This is a genomic window from Gloeobacter kilaueensis JS1 (assembly GCF_000484535.1).
Classification (GTDB): domain Bacteria; phylum Cyanobacteriota; class Cyanobacteriia; order Gloeobacterales; family Gloeobacteraceae; genus Gloeobacter; species Gloeobacter kilaueensis.
Genome location: NC_022600.1, coordinates 1,579,632 through 1,598,537, shown reverse-complemented (window position 1 = coordinate 1,598,537; position 18,906 = coordinate 1,579,632). Strand labels below are relative to the sequence as shown.

Here is an 18,906-nt window from a genome sequence, read left to right as displayed (position 1 = left end):
GTTTTTTTAACGGTCGAGGTAGAATCGCACGCTGACGACCACCTTGCGCCGCTGCAACAATAGAGCGCTTTTGATCAAAAAAGCCGTCTGGTTGTGCAGCAGATTCTGCCACCACTTTGCCGTCACGAAGGTGGGGACGATGACGGTCATGACGCTGTCCTGGCAGGTGGATTCGACGGCATTGAAGTAGTCGAGCAACGGTTCGAGGATCGAGCGGGTGGGGGAGGGAACGACCACCAGCGGCACGTCGGTCCACTTGCCCCAGCGCTCGATAAAAGCTTCGGTCGATTGGGTGTCGATATCGACATAGACGGCGGTGGCATCGTCGCTGATCGAGCGGGCGTAGTCGAGAGCCTGGAGGATACCGCGATGGATGCCGCCCACCGGGATCACCACCTTCTGCTTGAGGCGGCGGGGCACGTACTGGCTGTGATCGAGGCTGAGCTGGCTTGCAACGTCGCTGTAGTGGACCTTGATGCGGGTAAACAGCCACACCAGCGCCGGAATCAGTACCAGGATCGCCCAGGCACCGGTGGCGAATTTGGTGACGGCGACGACCACCAGCACCAGGGCGGTCGCAAACGCCCCGAGGCCATTGAGGGCGATCGATCGCACCCAGCCCGGCTCGCGCCGCCGCCACCAGCGCACTACCATGCCGGTCTGGGAGAGGGTAAAGCTCGTAAAGACGCCAATGGCGTAGAGCGGAATGATCCGGTTCACATCGCCTTGAAAGATGACGATGAGCGCACTGGAGAACAATCCTAGAGTCAAGATCCCGTTTGAAAAAGCGAGCCGATCGCCCCGGTTGGCGTACTGACGGGGTATAAAGCCGTCGCGGGCCAGAAAAAACGACAGCCTCGGAAAGTCGGAGAAGGCCGTGTTGGCGGCCAGAACGAGGATCAAGGCCGTGGCGAACTGCACGGCGTAGTACAGCAGCGAGAAGGGCGGCTGGGTACCGAAGACCTGGCGGGCCACCTGGGAGACGACGGTCTCCTCGGCCTTGGGCACCGCCCCATAGAGGTAGCACAGCCCCGTGATCCCCAGAAACATCGAACCGAGGATCACCCCCATCCAGGTAAGGGTAATCCGGGCGTTGCGGGCCTCGGGCGGTCGAAAAACCGGCACGCCGTCGGAGATCGCTTCGACGCCGGTCAGGGCAGTGCAGCCGGAAGCAAAGGCGCGCAAGATCAAAAACAGCGACAGCGTCTCGCTGCCGGTAGTCGGATGGATAAACGCCTCGCCGGGCGGCACACCGACGACAGCGGCCTTGATGAAACCAACGGCCACCAGCAGGGCAATCAGGCCAATAAACAAAAATGTCGGCACCGAGAACAGACGGCCCGACTCTTTGACGCCCCGCAGGTTGGCCCAGGTGATGAGCGCCACCATCACCACCCCGATCGGTACCTCGAAGGCCAGAAGTTGGGGAAAGGCTGAGGAGAGCGCCTCGACACCGGCGGCAACGCTGACCGAAACCGTGAGAATATAGTCGGTCAGCAGGGCGGCAGCGGCGACCAGTCCCGGATACTGGCCCAGGTTGTCCTTGGCCACGATGTAGGCACCGCCGCCTTTGGGGTACGCCTGGATCGTCTGGCGGTAGGAACTGATGACGATAAACAACAGCAGGGCAATCGCCCCGGCGATGGGCAGCGACCACCAGCGGGCCGCCGTGCCCACCGCCACCAGCACCAGCAGAATCTCCTGGGTGGCGTAGGCGACCGAGGAGAGCGCATCCGAGGAGAGCACCGCCAGGGCCGTCGGCTTATCGAGGCATTCGTGGCACGCTTGGTCCGTCGGGATCGGTTTGCCGACCAGGATGCGTTTGACGCTTAAAAGATTCATCTAAAAAGGCAGAGTCTGGCAGACGAGGTGAGACAGGCTGGGATCTTTCAGCCAATTCTTTTTGTTTTGGGTCTGGCCGCTGCCGCAGAACTGCTGCAGAAACCCTCCGCCAAAATGCCTCCAGGTCTAGCCCGCCGCAGAATCATCTTCGTCGGCTGACTCTTCCTTAGCCTGCAGGAGCAGGACCGCACTATTCTATCAGCAGAGCGCCGGCCACGCGCAAAGTACCGTAACACTTATAATAGAGAAGCTGTATCCACGGCCAGTAAAGCTCGCCCATGGCTCTGCTTGAAATTAAATCCACCCGCGATGTTGCCAAGATGCGCGAGGCCGGTCGCATCGTGGCGACGGTCCTCTCCGAGATAATGGCCATCGCCCGGCCCGGTCTCACGACAGCTGATCTCGACGCCCACGCCGAAGGGCGCTGCCGCGACTTTGGCGTCACCCCCGCCTTCAAGGGTTACTACGGTTTCCCAGCCTGCATCTGCACCTCGATCAACAACGAAGTCGTCCACGGCATTCCCAGTCCGAGGCGCAAACTCGCCCCCGGCGACATTCTCAAAGTCGATTTTGGGGCGATCTATGACGGCTGGCACGGCGATTCGTGCGTGACGATTGGTCTTGAGCCGCTGACGGCTGAGGCCCGCCGCCTCATCGCAGTCGCCGAGGAGGCGTTGATGCGCGGCATCGCCCAGGTGCGGCACAACGCTTATCTACAGGAGATCTCTGGAGCGATTCAAGATTACGTCGAGGCGAACGGCTTCTCGGTGGTCCGCCAGTACGTCGGCCACGGCGTCGGTCGCAAGCTGCACGAAGAACCCCAGGTGCCCAATTTCCGCACCCGCGAGATCCCCAATCCCCGCTTAAAAGCAGGCATGACCCTGGCTATCGAGCCGATGGTCAACGTCGGTCACCACGCCACCCGCACCCTGGCCGACCGCTGGACCGTGGTCACCCTCGACAAATCGCTGTCGGCCCAGTTCGAGCACACTGTCCTTGTCGCCCGCGACGGCTACGAAATTCTCACCGACCGTTCGCGGCTTTAGTCCCTTTTCAGGAGCTGCCCTTGGCTAAACAAGATGTTATCGAAATGGAAGGAACCGTCGTCGAATCGCTCCCAAACGCCATGTTCCGGGTCGAACTCGACAACAGTTTCAATATCCTTGCCCATATCTCCGGCAAGATCCGGCGCAACTACATCAAGATCCTCCCCGGTGACCGGGTCAAGGTCGAACTCACCCCCTACGACCTGACGAAGGGCCGCATCACCTATCGCCTGCGCAAGTAGCTCCTCAGCCCGTATTGCGCATTCCGGCGGCGATGCCGTTGATCGTCAGCAGTGCGCCGCGCAACAGCTCGCTGCGCGAGTAGGAATGGGCGGTGCGGGCCGTACCGCGCAGGTACTTGAGCAAGATTGCCTGCAAGTAGCCTAAAGGCGCAATCGAAGCGTTGCGCAGGGCGATCGAGCGCTGCAGGGGCGGGTTGTCCTCAAGCAGGTGCCGGTGTTCGGCGATGAGCAACAGGGCGTCTTCGGTGCGCTCGAACTCGCTCTCGATGAGCCGGAAGATCCGCCGGCCTGCCGGGACGTACTCCTCGGGCAGCAACTCCTGGACGTAGTGGCGGGCCAGGCCCAGATCGACCTTGGCGATCGTCATCTCGACTTTGGAGAGGGCAGCGCGAAAGAAAGGCCAGTTGCGGTACATCGACCGCAACTCCGCCAGGTTGCGCTCGTAGTTGCAGTCGATGAAGCCAGCCAGGGCTGTACCGACGCCGTACCAGGAGGGCAGCAAAAAGCGGCTCTGGGTCCAGGAAAAGACCCAGGGAATCGCCCGCAGACTCGCCAGATCCCGGCGGCCCTCGCGGCGGGCGGGGCGGGAGCTGATCTGCAACTGGGCAATTTCGTCGATGGGGGTGACGTGGCAGAAAAAGTCGATAAAGCCTTCCTGCTCGTAGATCAGCTCGCGGTAGGTGCGGCGGGCGACATCCGACAACTCCTGCATCCGCAACTCCCAGCTGCGGCTGCCGGGGGGGCTGGCCGGCAGCAGACTCGCCTGCACCACCGCCGCTACCACCGTCTCGATATTAAAAGCCGCCAGTTCGGGAAGCGAGTACTTGGAGGCGAGCACTTCGCCCTGCTCGGTAATCTTGATGCGGCCACTCACCGTCCCGTCGGGCTGGGCCAGAATCGCCTGGTAGGCCGGTCCACCGCCCCGGCCCACAGAACCACCCCGGCCATGAAAGATTCGCAATTGAACGCCGTGGCGGCGGGCGACCTGTTCGATGTGCTGCTGGGCCTGGAAGATCTCCCAGTTGCTTGCCAGAAACCCGGAATCTTTGTTGGAGTCGGAGTAGCCCAGCATCACCTCCTGCAGGTTGCCGTGGCAGGTGAGGTAACAGCGATACAGCGGCAGGGCAAAAAGTTGCTCCAGCACCTCCGGGGCGCTGCGCAGATCTTCGATGGTCTCAAACAGGGGCACGACCATCAGACTGCCGGTGCCGGTCGCCGGATCAAAAAGCCCGGCTTCTTCGGCTAAGAGCAGCACCTCCAACAGGTCGCTCGCCTGGCGGCTCATCGAGATGATGTAGGTGTTGCAGATGTCGGTGCCGAACTCCTTTTGCAGCCGCCGGATCATCCGGAAGGTCTGGATTGTCTCTTCGGTGCGCGCCGAGAACGGTAGCTCCGCCGGGATGAGCGGACGCAGCGTCTGCAGCTCGCGCACCAGCCACTCGCGCCTTTCTATCTCCGACAAGTCCTCGTAGGCTTTATCCAGCAGGCGCAGGCGGGAGGCCACTTCTGAGAGCGTCTCCTCGTGGCGGGCGCTGTCCTGGCGGATGTCGAGGTGAGCGAGGTGAAAGCCGAACGCTCCCACCTGCTCGATCAACATTTCCAGCTCGCGGCAGACCAGCCCCGTCAGCCGCAGGCACTGCTGCACCAGCTGCAGTTCCGCCAAAAATTCTGACGCATCGCGGTAGTAGTGCTGCCAGGACGGATCGTCCGGCTGGCTCAGGCGCTGCGGCCCGTGCTCCTCCAGCCAGCAGTTGCGCTCGCGGGTGCGCTTGAGCCGCGCCAGGATAAACGAGAGCTTGAGGCGGTAAGGCTCCTGCCGGTAAACGATCGCATAGCGCTCGTAGACCTCGCCCAGAGCGCGTTGGTCCTCTTCGAGCGACAAGATCAGATCCTGGGGCGGACTGTCGGCCACGCTCAGCCGGTCGCGCAACCGCTCGATACTGTGCAGGTATTTGCCCAGCACGACGCCGCGCTGGTAGCAGGCCGTCTTCCAGGTGATCAAGGCGGTGACCGAAGGGTTGCCGTCGCGGTCGGCCCCCACCCACGAGCCAAAGCGACAGAAGGTGCCGACCGAGCGGGTGAGAGCCGGATGAAACTGGGCCAGACAGCGCGTCAGTTCGGCCCTTACCCTGGGCAACGTCTCAAAGAGCACCTCCTCGAAGTAATGGACGGTGTGGGCAACTTCGTCGAGCACCGTTGGCCGCACCTGATGCAATTCGTCGGTGCGCCACCACAGCTGAATCACCTCGAGAATGTCGGCGCGCAGCTGCTGCTGCTGCCACTCCGAGAGGGCACCATCCAGTTCGTCGAGCAAATTGGCAATCCGGCGGTGCTTGGTGCGGATCGTCCGCCGGATGATCTCGGTGGGGTGGGCGGTGAAGACCAGCCGCACGTCGAGCTGCTGGAGGACGCGCTCGATCTCGGGACTTGAGATGCCCAGGCTCTTCAGTTCATCGAACAACCAGCAAAACGAGCCCGGCTGGGCCGTATCGGCGCTGAAGCTCGCCTGCAGCCGCAACAGCTTGCGCTCGTGGTGCTGCTCGACGATGTTGATGAGCTGAAAGTAGATCGAGAAGGCGCGAATGGCGAGCACCGACTGTTCGAGCGACAGCGCCCGGATGAGCGCCAGCCCTTCCTCGCTGCCGTCTTGAGATGCCCAGAGCCTTTCGAGCAATTCGACCAGTTCGCTGCCACCTTCCTGGAAGGCCACCTGTCTGAGCAATTGCTCCACCAGCTCGATATTCTCGCGCAACGACTGGTGGGAGAGCGCTGCGGGCGAACCAGCAGTGGCAAGATCGATCGGCGAGTCCCAGTTCACGGCCTGCCCCCGTACAGATAAGAGACTGCCATTCTATGAACCAGCGTTGCCTTCTGGATGAAATGCATAGAATGTCTTTCTCTGCTCAAAAAAATACCGGGCGGTGGCCCGGTATTTTTGTAGCAAAAGTAGCAATCTAGAATTCGAAGGTGGCTCTGAGGTTGCCGACGGTGATGCCCTGCTGGTTCACGCCGTTCGGGTTGATGACGAACAAAACCTCCGGAGTAAGGGACAGGCGATCGGTAACCCGGTAGCGGTAGGCCACCGCCACGTCGTACTCGGTGCCGTTGCGCAGGTACGGCAGACCAGTCCCGCTAATCTGGCCGGTAATGGGGTTGACGTTGCCCCGGAAAATATTGAGGTTACCGCGTGGGTCGGTAGACGAGTTGGTCACCCCTGGCGTGAAGGCGATCACACCGTTGTTGGAGATCTGGATGGGCTGGATGATCGCCGCCTCGAAGAGGTTGCCCTTGCCAAAGAGATCCGGCAGAGCCAAGCCCGCCATCCAGGTATTGGAGTCGAGCGAACCGCCGACGTTGAGGGGGTTGCCGGTGCGGCCATAGAAGTTGGCGGTGTCGTAGCTGTAGCGGCCAAAGATGGCGATGCCGGGGGTAATGTCCCAATCGACGTGGGCCAGAAACACGTTGTGGCCGATGTTGCCGACATTGGCCGTGTTGTAGACCAATCGGGCATCGCCGCCGCCGAAGCTGGAGGCCGCACCGTAGATAAAGCCGCCGACGCTGCTCGCCGAGGAGAGGTTGATGTAGCTGTAGCCCAGGCCGATGTCGATCGACGGGGTGGGCCGGAAGCCAATCTCAGCCGCGATCTGGGTCGTACCGCCAAAAAGACCCGAGCCACCGAAGGGGAACTGACCAGGCAGCGCCGCCCCACCCGCCGAACCGCCGTCGTAGGCGATATAGAGCACGCGCAGGGCAAAGTCGCGGCTGAAGCGGATGTCTAAATGCGCACCGGGGTGCGGACCGTTGGTAATTTCGGTGAAAAGCGGATCGCGCTTGAAGTTGCCCCAGGAGAAGTTCTGGCCTTCGTTGACCGTGTACTTCATGCGCGCCAGCAAGTCGATCGCCTCAATGCGCGGTCCGAAGCGGATGCGGACGTTATCGACCCCACCAAAAAATGACAGCGGAAAGTCGTAGTACACCTTGTCAAAATCGACCGCCGCCACTCCCGTCGGAGAAGTGTCCCCCGCTGCTCCCGCATAATCAATGCGCGCCACCCGGCCCTGGGAAGACGTAAACGGCGTCGAATCCCCCGTCCGGCCATTCAGACGAATCCGCAACTGGTCCCCTCGGGTTATCAGCGAGTTCGCTCGAATGTTCAACCGCGTCCGCGCTATCGAGTTGACGTTCGCTCCACCACCCGTCAGCTGCAAGTTTCCCGCACTGTCCCGAATGAACGCATTCACATCCGCCCCCTGAATCTCGGCGGACATGATCACCTCGGCGTCCAACTTCGCCGTCGTACTAAATAGCTTCGACTCCAGTTCCTTTGTCTTCGCCTCAAGAAAATCTACCCGGCCCCGCAACGCCGCCAGTTCGTTTCGAAACTCTTCTGCCAGCCGCTGCAGCACCGCTAAGTCTTCTTTGGTCGCCAGATTGCTCGTCGAAGCGGTGATAAGCTCGTTGACCTTCTCAAGACAAGCATTCAACCCCGCCGCAAACTCGTAGCGCGACAAGGGCCGGTTGCCCTTGTAAGTCTTGTTGGGATAACCCTCTAAACAGCCGTAGCGCTCGACAACGTTCTTGAGCGCCTGGAAAGCCCAGGAGTTGGGGTCTACGTCGGTCAACTCCGAAACCGAGTTGACCTGTGAACTCTTAGGCGAATCTTTGGTGAACAGCGACGGATTGCTCAGGTCGTTGACGCTGGTAGTCGGAACTTCTGCCTGGGCTGGCTGGCTTATCACCGCCAGCAGGCCGAGCGCACCTGCCAGACCCCAGCTCACATACACGTTACGCATCTTTCACACTCCTCAACCAAACAGACACACTCGCACCATAAGGCTAGCATCCAGGATGCCATACTTTGAAGCTGGTGCATAGAATGTTTTGCACTATCCGAGAGCACCGGGCCAGAACCCGCTACCCTCGGATGGTTTGGAGTGGGCTGGAACTAGAACTCGAAGGTGGCTCTGAGGTTGCCGACGGTGATGCCCTGCTGGTTCACGCCGTTCGGGTTGATGACGAACAAAACCTCCGGAGTAAGGGACAGGCGATCGGTGACCCGGTAGCGGTAGGCCACCGATACGTCGTACTCGGTGCCGTTGCGCAGGTACGGCAGACCGGTGGAGCTAAGTAGACCCGTGCGCGGGTCGATGTTGCCCCGGAAGATCTGCGTGTTGGAGCGCGGATCTGTGGCCGGGTTGGTCGTACCTGTCACAAAGCCGATGACGCCGTTGTTGGAGATCTGGATGGGTTGTACGATCGCCGCCTCGAAGAGGTTGCCCTTGCCAAAGAGATCCGGTAGGGCAAGACCCGCCATCCAGGTGTTGGCATCGATCGAACCGCCGACGTTGAGGGGGTTGCCGGTGCGGCCATAGAAGTTGGCCGTATCGTAGCTGTAGCGGCCAAAGATGGCGATGCCGGGGGTAATATCCCAATCGACGTGGGCTGCAAACACGTTGTGGCCAATATTGGAGACATTGGCCGCGTTGTACTGCAGGCGCGCATCGCCGCCACCTGCCCCCGAGGCGTCTCCGAAAATAAAGCCACTGCTGCCACCGGCGGAGGAGACGTTGAGATAGCTGTAGCCCAGGCCGATGTCGATCGACGGAGTAGGCCGGAAGCCAATCTCAGCCGCGATCTGGGTGCTGCCGCCGAACAGGCCCGAACCACCGTAGGGGAATTGACCGTTGACCGCCTGACCGCCCGCCGAGCCACCGTCGCGAGCTGCGTAGAAGATGCGCAGGGCAAAGTCGCGGCTGAAGCGAATGTCGGCGTGCACGCCGGGGTGAGAACTTTCTTGGATCTGAATAAAGAGCGGATCTTTGCGGAAGTTGCGCCAGGAGAAGTTTTGCGCTTCGTTGACCGTGTACTTGTTGCGGCCTAGCAGGTCGATGTTTTCGATTCTGGGTCCAAAGCGGATGCGGACGTTATCGACCCCACCAAAAAATGACAGCGGAAAGTCGTAGTACACCTTGTCAAAATCGACCGCCGCCACTCCCGTCGGAGAAGTGTCCCCCGCTGCTCCCGCATAATCAATGCGCGCCACCCGGCCCTGGGAAGACGTAAACGGCGTCGAATCCCCCGTCCGGCCATTCAGACGAATCCGCAACTGGTCCCCTCGGGTTATCAGCGAGTTCGCTCGAATGTTCAACCGCGTCCGCGCTATCGAGTTGACGTTCGCTCCACCACCCGTCAGCTGCAAGTTTCCCGCACTGTCCCGAATGAACGCATTCACATCCGCCCCCTGAATCTCGGCGGACATGATCACCTCGGCGTCCAACTTCGCCGTCGTACTAAATAGCTTCGACTCCAGTTCCTTTGTCTTCGCCTCAAGAAAATCTACCCGGCCCCGCAACGCCGCCAGTTCGTTTCGAAACTCTTCTGCCAGCCGCTGCAGCACCGCTAAGTCTTCTTTGGTCGCCAGATTGCTCGTCGAAGCGGTGATAAGCTCGTTGACCTTCTCAAGACAAGCATTCAACCCCGCCGCAAACTCGTAGCGCGACAAGGGCCGGTTGCCCTTGTAAGTCTTGTTGGGATAACCCTCTAAACAGCCGTAGCGCTCGACAACGTTCTTGAGCGCCTGGAAAGCCCAGGAGTTGGGGTCTACGTCGGTCAACTCCGAAACCGAGTTGACCTGTGAACTCTTAGGCGAATCTTTGGTGAACAGCGACGGATTGCTCAGGTCGTTGACGCTGGTAGTCGGAACTTCTGCCTGGGCTGGCTGGCTTATCACCGCCAGCAGGCCGAGCGCACCTGCCAGACCCCAGCTCACATACACGTTACGCATCTCACGCACTCCTCAACCATATGAACACACACATGTTCCAAGTCTAATAGTCGCACAAAATGCGATGAGGCGCGCATGTTTTTGATAGGCACCAAAGACAATAGATGCCGGTTTCTCGACATCTACGGTGGACAGACAGTACTTGTCTCATCAAAATCAATGTGGACGGCAGCGACAGTCTCAGTGGCTGCGGCGGACGATATATTCTGCCAGGGCGGTAAGTGGCTCTGCCCGTTTACCAAAGATTGCAAGCTCCGCCACTGCTTCTTCAAAAAGCTGCTCCGCCCGCTTGCAGGCTCCCTCGTAGCCTAAAAGGCTCGGGTAAGTGGCCTTGTGGTCGCGCAGATCTTTGCCGGCGGTTTTTCCCAGTTCCTGTTGGGTACCGGTGATATCGAGCAGGTCGTCTTTGATCTGAAAGGCAAGGCCGATACAGCGGCTGTAGCGGGTGAGCCGCTCGATTTCTGCCTCCGCCGCTCCAGCCAGGATCGCTCCTGAGATCACCGAAACTTCGAGCAGAGCGCCGGTTTTATGGATATGAATATACTCAAGAGTCTCAAGCGCAATGTCCTGACCTTCTGAGGCAAGATCGACAACTTGCCCGCCCACCAGCCCGGCTCCGCTCGCCGCTTTGCCCAACAGTCCGAGTACGCGGACGACGCGCTCGGGACTCACGCCTACCGTCTGCTCGGCGATGAGCTGAAAGGCGTAGGCCAATAGCGCGTCGCCCGCCAGGATCGCCATGTCTTCGCCGAAGACGATGTGATTGGTCTTCTGGCCCCGGCGGTACTCGTCGTCGTCCATCGCCGGCAGGTCGTCGTGGATGAGGGACATGGTATGCACCATCTCCAGCGCACAGGCGGTGGGCAGGGCCATCGCCGATGTCCCGTCACACATCTGGTTGGTGGTCAGGCAGAGAATCGGTCGCAGGCGCTTGCCCCCTCCCAACAGCGAATAGCGCATCGACTCGTAGAGTTTTTCGGGGTACTGCAGGGGCAGGTAGCGATCGAGGGCGGCTTCTACCTGCCGCCGGCTCTGGCGAAGATAACTGGTCAGATCGAACTGTGTCATGGCTGGCTGCAAGTTGCACAGAAATTGTAACGGACGCTAGCTTTCGAGGCGTTCGAGCAGGGCAGCGTGGCTGGCTGGGCTGTTGTTGAAGGCGTTGACAACGGTCGATAGCGCCTCAAAATCCCGGCCCAGGTAGGGGTTACCAAAGCTTGCCAGGATCGTCCGCTCCCCGGCAACGGTGCGCAGAAAAGTTTCAGCGGCCCCGTGGACACCGGCGCTGCCCCGGTAGGCCCGCAGCGGCGTGAGCACCTGCACGAGAATGCGCCCGCTCACAGCAGCCCGCTCGACGAGAAACTGCAAGAAAGCCGGTGGGCAGTCCGCCTCCAGCCAGTAGCTTTCAAAGCCCAGCTCCACATCTAACAGAACAGAGTCCGGCAGCACCGACCCGTCCAGGGCGCGATCGACCACGAGAATCTGCAGCACCGGGCAGGTGCGATCGAGGGGCAACAGTCCCATCCGGTCGCGATCGACGGCAATCGCCCGCCGGGCAATCTGGCGCTCCAGAGCCGGGCCGTCCAGCCCTTCGAGATCGACGAGGGCAGCAGTAGCAGCACCGAGGCCCGCCTTGGCTGCGAGCACCCGCGCCACCGAGGCGTAGAGGCGCTCTTCGCTGAGGCGGCCCTGCCGCAGAGCGGCGCAGATCTGATCGACGGCAACCGGGACGCTCTCGGGCATCAAGATCACATCCGCCCCCGCTTCGAGGGCGCACACCGCCGGTTCCGGCCAGCCCGCCACCGCTCCCATGGTGAGGGCGTCGGTGACGATCAAGCCCTCGTAGCCCCACTCGCCGCGCACGATCTCACTTAAGATCCGGCGAGAGAAGGTGGCGGGCCGGTCAGGATCGAGGGACAGCACCCGCAGGTGGGCGGTGATCAAACTGTCGATGCCGGCTGCCAGCACTGCTTTAAAAGGCAACCAGTCCTCGCGCTCCAGTTGCGCCCGCTCGCGGTCCACCACCGGCAGCACCAGATGGGAATCGACCTCGACATCGCCGTGGCCAGGAAAGTGCTTGGCGGCTGAGAGTACCCCGCCGCTACGCAGGCCGGCGGCGAAGGCGGTCCCCAGCCGGGCGACCTGCTCGGGTTTTTCGGCGAAGGCGCGCAGGGCAATCACCGGGTTGCGGGGATTGCTTTGCAGGTCAAGGCAGGGGGCGAGAACCCAGTTGATCCCGACAGCGCGGGCCTCGCGGGCGGTGATTTCGCCACAGCGGCGGGCAAGATCGAGGTCGTTCGCCTCGCCGATGGCGCGGGCCGTCGGTAGCCGCGTCGCACCGCCAATGTGCTGGCCACAGCCCGCCTCCAGATCGGCGGCGACAAGAAGCGGCACGGCAGCCTGCCGCTGCATCGCCTCAATCTTGATCGACGTATCGCCCAGGCTGCCGCCAAACAGCAGCACCCCACCGACGCCGTAATGGCCGATCGCCTCTTCAAGGGCCGCACTGGTCAGTTCCCAGTGCGGATAGAGGCGCTGGCGGTCCAATAGCAGACCGGAGGTGCGCACGACGAGCAGCTGGCCTACCGCCTGCTTGAGGTTCAGTTGTCCGGCGGAGGGCAGTCTGGCCACAATTTGCTTTCGATCACAATCTACCGATTGTGTCCTGGCGAAGCTGTTGTCACAATAGGGGCGGTATCCCCTCTCAAGGAACTTTTAGAAGGCCGTGTGGGTCGTCTGGTTGGCAGCGGGCGTTGCGATCGGTTTGCTGCTGGGGGTGGGCTATGTCCAGCGCCGCTACAGGGATAGGGAGTCTGCTTACCGCACGCTCTTAGAGGCCGTACCCCTCGCCTTTTTGCTCGTCGATGCCGCTGACCGGCTCAGCGAAGTCAACGCCCTCGCCGCCAAGCACCTCAAGGACGCGGAGGTGGGCATCCCCCTTGTTGCCGTCAACGGGCAACTGGTCGAGCTGGTGCGACAGGCGCGCAGAGCCGGCAAGGTGCAGCAGGCGCGGATCTCCCTGGCCCATACGGGGGCGCAGCAGGCATTCATCGTGCTTGCCGTACCGCTGGGGCGGGGGCAGGTCGGGCTTTTTATCGAAGATCAAAGCAGCATCCTCCAGCTCATCGAGCAGCGCGACCGCTGGGTGGGCGACGCGGCCCACGAACTCAAAACGCCCCTCACCTCGATCCGGCTGGTGGCCGAGATGGTGTTGCCACGGGTCGATCCCGCCCAGCAGCGCTGGATCGAGCGGCTTTTGGGCGAAGTCCACAGGCTCAATCTACTCGTGCAGGAATTGCTCGAATTCAGCCAGTGGCAGGCGGGCCACGAAAAGCTCAACTATAGCCACGACGTCGATCTCGTCGGTCTGGTCAACCGCACCTGGGATACCCTCGAACCCCTCGCCCGCGAGCGTCAAGTGTCTATGCATCTTGACAGTCCGGCGCAGGTCGTCCTGAGTGCTGACAGCGAGCGGCTCTACCGCGCCCTGCTCAATCTGCTCGACAATGCCGTGCGCTACAGCCCGGTGGGCGAGTCCTTCGAGGTCCACATCCGCAGCGAGCGAGATTGGGTCAACCTCGACATCATCGACAGCGGCCCCGGCTTTCCGGTCCAGGATCTAGGCCGGGTCTTCGAGCGCTTTTACCGGGCCGATCCGGCCCGCGCCCGCCAGACCGGCGGTACCGGCCTGGGGCTTGCGATCGTTCGCCAGATTGTCGAGGCTCACAAGGGCAGCGTCGAAGCCCGCAACCATCCCGAGACCGGTGGTGCCTGGCTCGCTATCCGGCTACCGGTCCGGCCCAACTAAAAGCATCTCTGCCCAGCGATAGAGACAGCTTTCGACTGACGTGCGGAGGATGCCGGACATGTCCACAGCCTAGATTGGGGGCGAATTCTAGAAATCCAGAAGGAGAGCGAGTATGGACGGATCCCAGCCCGCCGGCAGTGTTCAAGACCAGATGTGGCGGTGCATCGATCTCTGCTTGAGTGCCCACCACATGTGTCTGGCTACGGCCATGCACCGCATCGAACTCGGGGGCGAGGCAGCCGATCTGGCCCAGGTGCGCCTGTTGCTGGACTGCGCCGAACTCTGCCAGACCCACGCCAACTTGATGAGCCGTCAGTCGGAGTTTCATGTCCGCGTCAGCCCGCTTTGCGCCGAAGCCTGCAACCGGGCAGCCACCGCCTGTGAGATGCTCAAGGACGACCCCCAGGCCCAGGCTTGCGCCAAGGCCTGCCGCCTGGCGAGCGAATCGTGCGAGAAGATGACCTACGCCGGTTCGGCCCTCGGTGCGACCGCCTGATGCGAGACTGGAAGGGCTGTTCGGATTCGCTCGGTGGCTACTCCTGCTCAGATAGCTCAACTGCAGAGCACCTTTCAGGCCGCCGTGGGCGCTCTGGGAGCCAGCCCACCTGCCGATAAGCTGGCTTCGGCCTGGCAGGCGCTCCTCACGTTCTACCGCACTCCTGCCGATCCGCTCGTGGGCAGTCCGCGCAGCTATCACAACCTGGCCCATATCGCCGACTGTCTTGCGGAAGTTCCGGCCTTCGACCTGCTCCAGCCGGGATGGGCGCTCGTGGTTCTGGCCCTCGCCTACCACGACTGCATCTACGATGTGAACCGCCCCGACAACGAGGGTGCGAGTGCCGTTGCTGCGCGAGCGGCCCTTTTAGGACTGGGCGTTTCTGCTGCTATCTGTGAGCGGATCGAAGCGCTGATTGTCGCTACCGACCACCGCACAGAAAATCGCGATCCACTCGCTGCTGTCGTCTGCGACATCGACCTGGGCTCAATGTCAGGCCCACTTCCTGTCTTTCGTATCCACTCGGCGGCGATCCGCCGCGAATACGCTGCGATTGCCGATCGGGTTTTCTATCCGGCTCGCCTGGAGATTATCGAGCGCTTTCTCGCTCGTCCCCATCTCTATGCAACGGCCCTCTACCGCGAGAAGCGCGAAAAGCAGGCGCGCACCAACCTCGAAGCCCACATCGCAGACTTGAAAGCGGCTATCGCCGCCCTCGGCTGAGGCCGTACTCCAGCCCTTCGATCACCGCCCGGCAACTTGCCTCGATGATATTGGGCGAGACACCGATCGTCGTCCAGCGCCCGGTGCCGTCGCTCGATTCGACCAGCACGCGGGTCAGCGCCGAGGTGCCGAGGTTGCCCTCGAGGATGCGCACTTTGTAATCGACCAGGTGCATTGAGGCCACCTGGGGATAAAAGCCGACCAGCGCCTTGCGCAGGGCGGCATCGAGCGCTGAAACCGGGCCATTGCCGTCGGCGGCGGTGTGCTGGAGGGCACGGCCCACCCGTACCCGTACCGTCGCTTCCGAGCGCACCGACTGGTCCGGAAAAGTCTGGCAGGCGGTGTAGAGCCCTTCGAGGGTAAAAAACGGTTCCCGCACCTTCAGGCACTCGCGCACCAGCAGCTCGAAGCTCGCCTCAGCTGCCTCGAACTGGTAGCCTTCTGCTTCGAGTTGCTTGATCTGCTGAAGGATATGGGCCACCGCCGGGTCGTGGCGCTCAAATCGAAAGCCCAGATCCGCCAGTTTGTGCAGGATATTGCTGAGGCCCGCCTGATCGGAGACGAGAATGCGGCGGCGGTTGCCGACGCTCTCAGGCACGATGTGCTCGTAGGTCTGGGGATTGCGCTGTACGGCGCTGACGTGGATGCCGCCCTTGTGGGCAAACGCACTCGCTCCGACGTAGGCGGCGTGGTCGTTGGGGGCGAGGTTGGCCACTTCGCTCACAAAATGGGCCACCTCCGTCAGACAACCCAGCTGATCGGGGCTCACCAGTTCGTAGCCCATCTTGAGCTGCAGATTCGGCAACAGCGCGCAGAGGTTGGCGTTGCCGCAGCGCTCGCCGTAGCCGTTGATCGTGCCGTGGACCATGCGCGCTCCCAGTTCGACAGCCGCGAGGGCGTTGGCGACTGCTGTCTCCGAGTCGTTGTGGGTGTGGATGCCCAGCCCCGCCGCCAGATCCTGCGCCTCACAAAAAGCACGGACGGCCCCCACGCTCTCGCGGATCTGCTTGGGCAACATTCCGCCGTTGGTGTCGCAGAGCACGAGCCACTCCGCCCCGGCTCTGGCCGCTGCCTGCAGGCTGGCCAGGGCATAGTCCGGGTTTTTGGCAAAGCCGTCGAACCAGTGCTCGCAGTCAAAGATCACCCGCCGCCCCGAAAAACGCAAGAAGGCGACCGTCTCTTCGATCATCGCCAGATTTTCTTCTAAGCTGGTGCGCAGACCTGCGTGAACGTGCAGATCCCAGCACTTGCCAAAAGTCGTCACCCACTCTGTCCCGGCGGCAAGGACTTTCTTCAGCCCCTCGTCCGCCTCCGCCCGCAGGCCAGGCCGCCGGGTCGAGCAAAAAGCGGCGACGGCGCTGTGCTTAAAAGATTCGCCCCGCAGGCGCTCAAAAAACAGGTCGTCCTTGGGGTTCGCCCCCGGCCAACCGCCTTCGATAAACGCCACGCCCAGATCGTCGAGTTTATGGGCGACGCGCAGCTTGTCCTCGACGGAGAAGCTGATCCCCTCGCGCTGCGCACCGTCGCGCAGGGTGGTGTCGTAGAGATAGATGCGTTCCACTGAATAGCGATTGAGGCTGCGGAGACTTCAGTATACGCGGTGACACTCCAGCTGCCTCTACCAGGGCGAATGTTCGCGCTCGTAGGCCACCCTGGCGTAGACACCCACGGTGGCGCGGGCGATCCCCTCCCAGTTGAAGCGGCTCCTGGCCGCCTCGCGGGCGTTGTCTTTGAGCCACTGGGCATAGCCAGGATTGCGAATCACCTCCAGAATCCCCCAGGCGAGGGACTCGGGGTTGCCGGTGTAGGTCACCACTCCTGTCCTGGTGTGGTTGACCACCTCCGGCAGGCCGCCGGTGTCGGAGACGACCACCGGCACCCCAGCAGCAAAGCTTTCGAGGGCGACGATGCCAAAAGGCTCGTACAGACTCGGGAAAACGGCGCAGTCGGCCACCTGCTGAAAGCGGTCGAGGTCGTCGTCGGGCATAAAGCCAGTGAAGTAGCACTTGTTCCAGAGGCCCATCTCGCCCACCCGCCGCTTGAGATGATCGATGTTGCCGCCGCCGATAATCACAAATTTGGCGTCGGGGTACTCCCAGAGCACTCTGGGCATCGCCTCGATCAAAAACTGCACGCCCTTTTCGTGGGCCATCCGCCCGACGTAGTAGACGATCTTCTCGTGATCGTAGGCAAAGCGGCGGCGGAACCCCAGTCGGTCGAAGTCATTGCGCTCTTTTTTGGCCGCCTTGATGCCGTTGGGAAGGACATCGAGCTTGTCCCAGGGGCAGCCGAAGGCGCGCTGCAGTTCGCCCCGCATGTACTCGGTGCAGACGATCGTCCGCCACGACTCGAAGACCAGTGAAAATTCTTTGAGGTGAATATAGCGCTGGGTGTCGGTCCAGATGCCGTTGTAGCGCCCGTACTCGGTGGCGTGGACGGTCGAGACCAGCGGTACGCGAAAGTTGTGCTTGAGGGCGGTCCCGGCATCCTGCACCAGCCAGTCGTGGGCGTGGAGAATATCGAAGGGGCCATCTTCGAGGAGCAGCTTGCCGCCCCGGTTGCCCATCGCCTCGTTCATCAGCACGATCCAGTGAAAGAAATCGTTGGCTGGACCGACCGGCACCCGATGGACAAAAATACCTTCGACCACTTCATAGCCCGGAGCCTGACCAAATTCGACGGTGATCAGGTGAACTTCGTGGCCCAGACGGACAATTTCGGGATACAGTTCGGCGACGTGGCGGGCAATTCCCCCGACGATGCGCGGCGGAAATTCCCATGCCAGGGCAAGGATCTTCATGCGTACAAACACTCAGCGGCAACTGCGTCAGATCCAGCATACTGTGCTCGCCACCGGCTGAGGGGTGCGAACTGGTAGGATAGGGCAACCCGTCGGTACTTGAGATGACCCAGGCTCGGACAGCTCCACCTACGCCCAGCATCGACTTCGAGCGCGAGATTCGCGAATTGCAGGAGCGCATCGCCCAGATCCGCCGCCTCGCCGCTGAGAACAACGTCGATGTCTCAGACAAGCTCGGCGAACTGGAGGCGCGATTGGCCGAACTGCAGCGCGACCTCTACGCCAACCTCACCCCGGCAGAGGTCTTAAAAGTGGCCCGCAACCCCAAGCGGCCCAGCACCCTCGATTACATTCAACTGATGTGCGAGGACTGGATCGAACTGCACGGCGACCGGCTTTTTGGCGACGATCTGGCGCTGGTGGGCGGCCTCGCCCGCCTGGGCGACCGGCCAGTGGTCATCCTCGGCCACCAGAAGGGCCGCGACACCAAGGACAACATCCAGCGCAACTTTGGTTGCCCCCACCCGGAGGGCTACCGCAAGGCGCTGCGGCTGATGGACCACGCCAACCGCTTCGGACTACCGATTATCGCCCTCATCGACACCGCCGGTGCCCACGCCGGAGTCGAGGCTGAGCAGCGCGGCCAGGGCGAGGCGATCGCCCGCAACCTGCAGCAGATGTTCAGCTACGAAGTGCCAATTCTCTGCGCCGTCATCGGCGAGGGCGGTTCCGGCGGAGCGATCGCCATCGGCGTCGGCAACCGGATGCTGATGCTCGAATACGCCGTCTACTCCGTCATCGCCCCCGACAGTTGCTCGGTCATCCTCTGGCGCGACAAACAGCACATCGAGCAGGCTGCCACCGCCCTCAAGATCACCGCCCGCGACCTCAAACAACTGGGCATCATCGACGAGATCGTCTCCGAACCGCCCGGCGGTGCCCACAGCAACCCCCAGGCCGTCGCCGCCTCCCTCAAAGAAGCCTTACTGCGCCACCTGAACGAACTTGTTGCCCTGGACGGCCCCACCCTCCGCTCCGAGCGCTACGAAAAATTCCGCGCCCTCGCCCGCTTTCAGGAAGTATAGATTCAATGACTTCAAAAAAACTGAACTCGACTGCTTGTGAACCCAACCAAGACGGCGAGCAAACTACAATCAGGGGAAAA

General features: G+C 61.9%; 14 protein-coding genes. 6 read left to right on the top strand and 8 right to left on the bottom strand.

Annotated elements, in window-relative coordinates; translation table 11 throughout:
- Positions 1-6: 6 nt before the first annotated feature.
- A complete protein-coding gene (locus tag GKIL_RS07595) occupies positions 7-1,842 on the bottom strand; it encodes an APC family permease (RefSeq protein ID WP_023172916.1) in 1,836 nt (611 codons plus the stop codon).
- Between the two features lie 278 nt (positions 1,843-2,120).
- Between GKIL_RS07595 and map the strand changes: the two genes are divergently transcribed.
- Positions 2,121-2,888 (top strand): type I methionyl aminopeptidase, encoded by a 768-nt coding sequence (map, locus tag GKIL_RS07590; RefSeq protein WP_023172915.1) that lies wholly within the window; start codon positions 2,121-2,123, stop codon positions 2,886-2,888.
- A gap of 20 nt (positions 2,889-2,908) precedes the next feature.
- Positions 2,909-3,130, top strand: coding sequence for a translation initiation factor IF-1 (infA, locus tag GKIL_RS07585; protein ID WP_011140416.1), 222 nt, complete (start codon positions 2,909-2,911; stop codon positions 3,128-3,130).
- 4 nt (positions 3,131-3,134) lie between these two features.
- Here infA and ppc read toward each other — a convergent pair whose 3' ends face one another.
- The 5 genes from ppc to GKIL_RS07560 form a co-directional block, all read right to left on the bottom strand.
- On the bottom strand, positions 3,135-5,948 hold the full coding sequence (gene ppc, locus GKIL_RS07580) for a phosphoenolpyruvate carboxylase (protein ID WP_023172914.1): 2,814 nt from the start codon (positions 5,946-5,948) through the stop codon (positions 3,135-3,137).
- Positions 5,949-6,084: 136 nt separating this feature from the next.
- Positions 6,085-7,923 (bottom strand): iron uptake porin, encoded by a 1,839-nt coding sequence (locus GKIL_RS07575; protein ID WP_023172913.1) that lies wholly within the window; start codon positions 7,921-7,923, stop codon positions 6,085-6,087.
- A gap of 152 nt (positions 7,924-8,075) precedes the next feature.
- Positions 8,076-9,914, bottom strand: a complete 1,839-nt coding sequence (locus GKIL_RS07570; protein WP_023172912.1) for an iron uptake porin — start codon at positions 9,912-9,914, stop codon at positions 8,076-8,078.
- A gap of 180 nt (positions 9,915-10,094) precedes the next feature.
- Positions 10,095-10,982, bottom strand: a complete 888-nt coding sequence (gene crtE, locus GKIL_RS07565) for a geranylgeranyl diphosphate synthase CrtE (protein WP_023172911.1) — start codon at positions 10,980-10,982, stop codon at positions 10,095-10,097.
- 36 nt (positions 10,983-11,018) lie between these two features.
- On the bottom strand, positions 11,019-12,545 hold the full coding sequence (locus GKIL_RS07560; RefSeq protein WP_023172909.1) for a glycoside hydrolase family 3 protein: 1,527 nt from the start codon (positions 12,543-12,545) through the stop codon (positions 11,019-11,021).
- Between the two features lie 94 nt (positions 12,546-12,639).
- On the opposite strand from GKIL_RS07560, the gene GKIL_RS07555 reads away from it, so the two are divergent.
- The 3 genes from GKIL_RS07555 to GKIL_RS07545 all read left to right on the top strand — a co-directional run bounded on the left by GKIL_RS07555 (position 12,640) and on the right by GKIL_RS07545 (position 14,941).
- Positions 12,640-13,722 carry a sensor histidine kinase gene (locus tag GKIL_RS07555; RefSeq protein WP_023172908.1) on the top strand — a complete coding sequence of 361 codons (1,083 nt, stop codon included), beginning with the start codon at positions 12,640-12,642 and terminating at the stop codon, positions 13,720-13,722.
- A gap of 112 nt (positions 13,723-13,834) precedes the next feature.
- Positions 13,835-14,218 (top strand): four-helix bundle copper-binding protein, encoded by a 384-nt coding sequence (locus tag GKIL_RS07550; protein WP_023172907.1) that lies wholly within the window; start codon positions 13,835-13,837, stop codon positions 14,216-14,218.
- 33 nt (positions 14,219-14,251) lie between these two features.
- Positions 14,252-14,941, top strand: a complete 690-nt coding sequence (locus GKIL_RS07545) for an HD domain-containing protein (RefSeq protein ID WP_023172906.1) — start codon at positions 14,252-14,254, stop codon at positions 14,939-14,941.
- Here the strand turns inward: GKIL_RS07545 and cimA are convergent.
- Positions 14,922-16,502: a citramalate synthase gene (cimA, locus tag GKIL_RS07540; RefSeq protein ID WP_023172905.1), complete on the bottom strand. Its 1,581-nt coding sequence runs from the start codon at positions 16,500-16,502 to the stop codon at positions 14,922-14,924. The two genes, GKIL_RS07545 and cimA, sit on opposite strands and share 20 nt — an antisense overlap.
- Before the next feature lie 57 nt (positions 16,503-16,559).
- Positions 16,560-17,741, bottom strand: coding sequence for a glycosyltransferase family 4 protein (locus GKIL_RS07535; RefSeq protein ID WP_023172903.1), 1,182 nt, complete (start codon positions 17,739-17,741; stop codon positions 16,560-16,562).
- Positions 17,742-17,845: 104 nt separating this feature from the next.
- On the opposite strand from GKIL_RS07535, the gene GKIL_RS07530 reads away from it, so the two are divergent.
- Positions 17,846-18,826 (top strand): acetyl-CoA carboxylase carboxyltransferase subunit alpha, encoded by a 981-nt coding sequence (locus GKIL_RS07530; protein WP_023172902.1) that lies wholly within the window; start codon positions 17,846-17,848, stop codon positions 18,824-18,826.
- Positions 18,827-18,906: the final 80 nt, after the last annotated feature.

Coding starts and splice junctions, on each gene's coding strand:
- GKIL_RS07595 (WP_023172916.1), bottom strand. CDS start 1,842: ATGAATCTTTTAAGCGTCAAACGCATCCTGGTCGGCAAACCGATCCCG.
- map (WP_023172915.1), top strand. CDS start 2,121: ATGGCTCTGCTTGAAATTAAATCCACCCGCGATGTTGCCAAGATGCGC.
- GKIL_RS07575 (WP_023172913.1), bottom strand. CDS start 7,923: ATGCGTAACGTGTATGTGAGCTGGGGTCTGGCAGGTGCGCTCGGCCTG.
- GKIL_RS07570 (WP_023172912.1), bottom strand. CDS start 9,914: ATGCGTAACGTGTATGTGAGCTGGGGTCTGGCAGGTGCGCTCGGCCTG.
- crtE (WP_023172911.1), bottom strand. CDS start 10,982: ATGACACAGTTCGATCTGACCAGTTATCTTCGCCAGAGCCGGCGGCAG.
- GKIL_RS07550 (WP_023172907.1), top strand. CDS start 13,835: ATGGACGGATCCCAGCCCGCCGGCAGTGTTCAAGACCAGATGTGGCGG.
- GKIL_RS07535 (WP_023172903.1), bottom strand. CDS start 17,741: ATGAAGATCCTTGCCCTGGCATGGGAATTTCCGCCGCGCATCGTCGGG.
- GKIL_RS07530 (WP_023172902.1), top strand. CDS start 17,846: ATGACCCAGGCTCGGACAGCTCCACCTACGCCCAGCATCGACTTCGAG.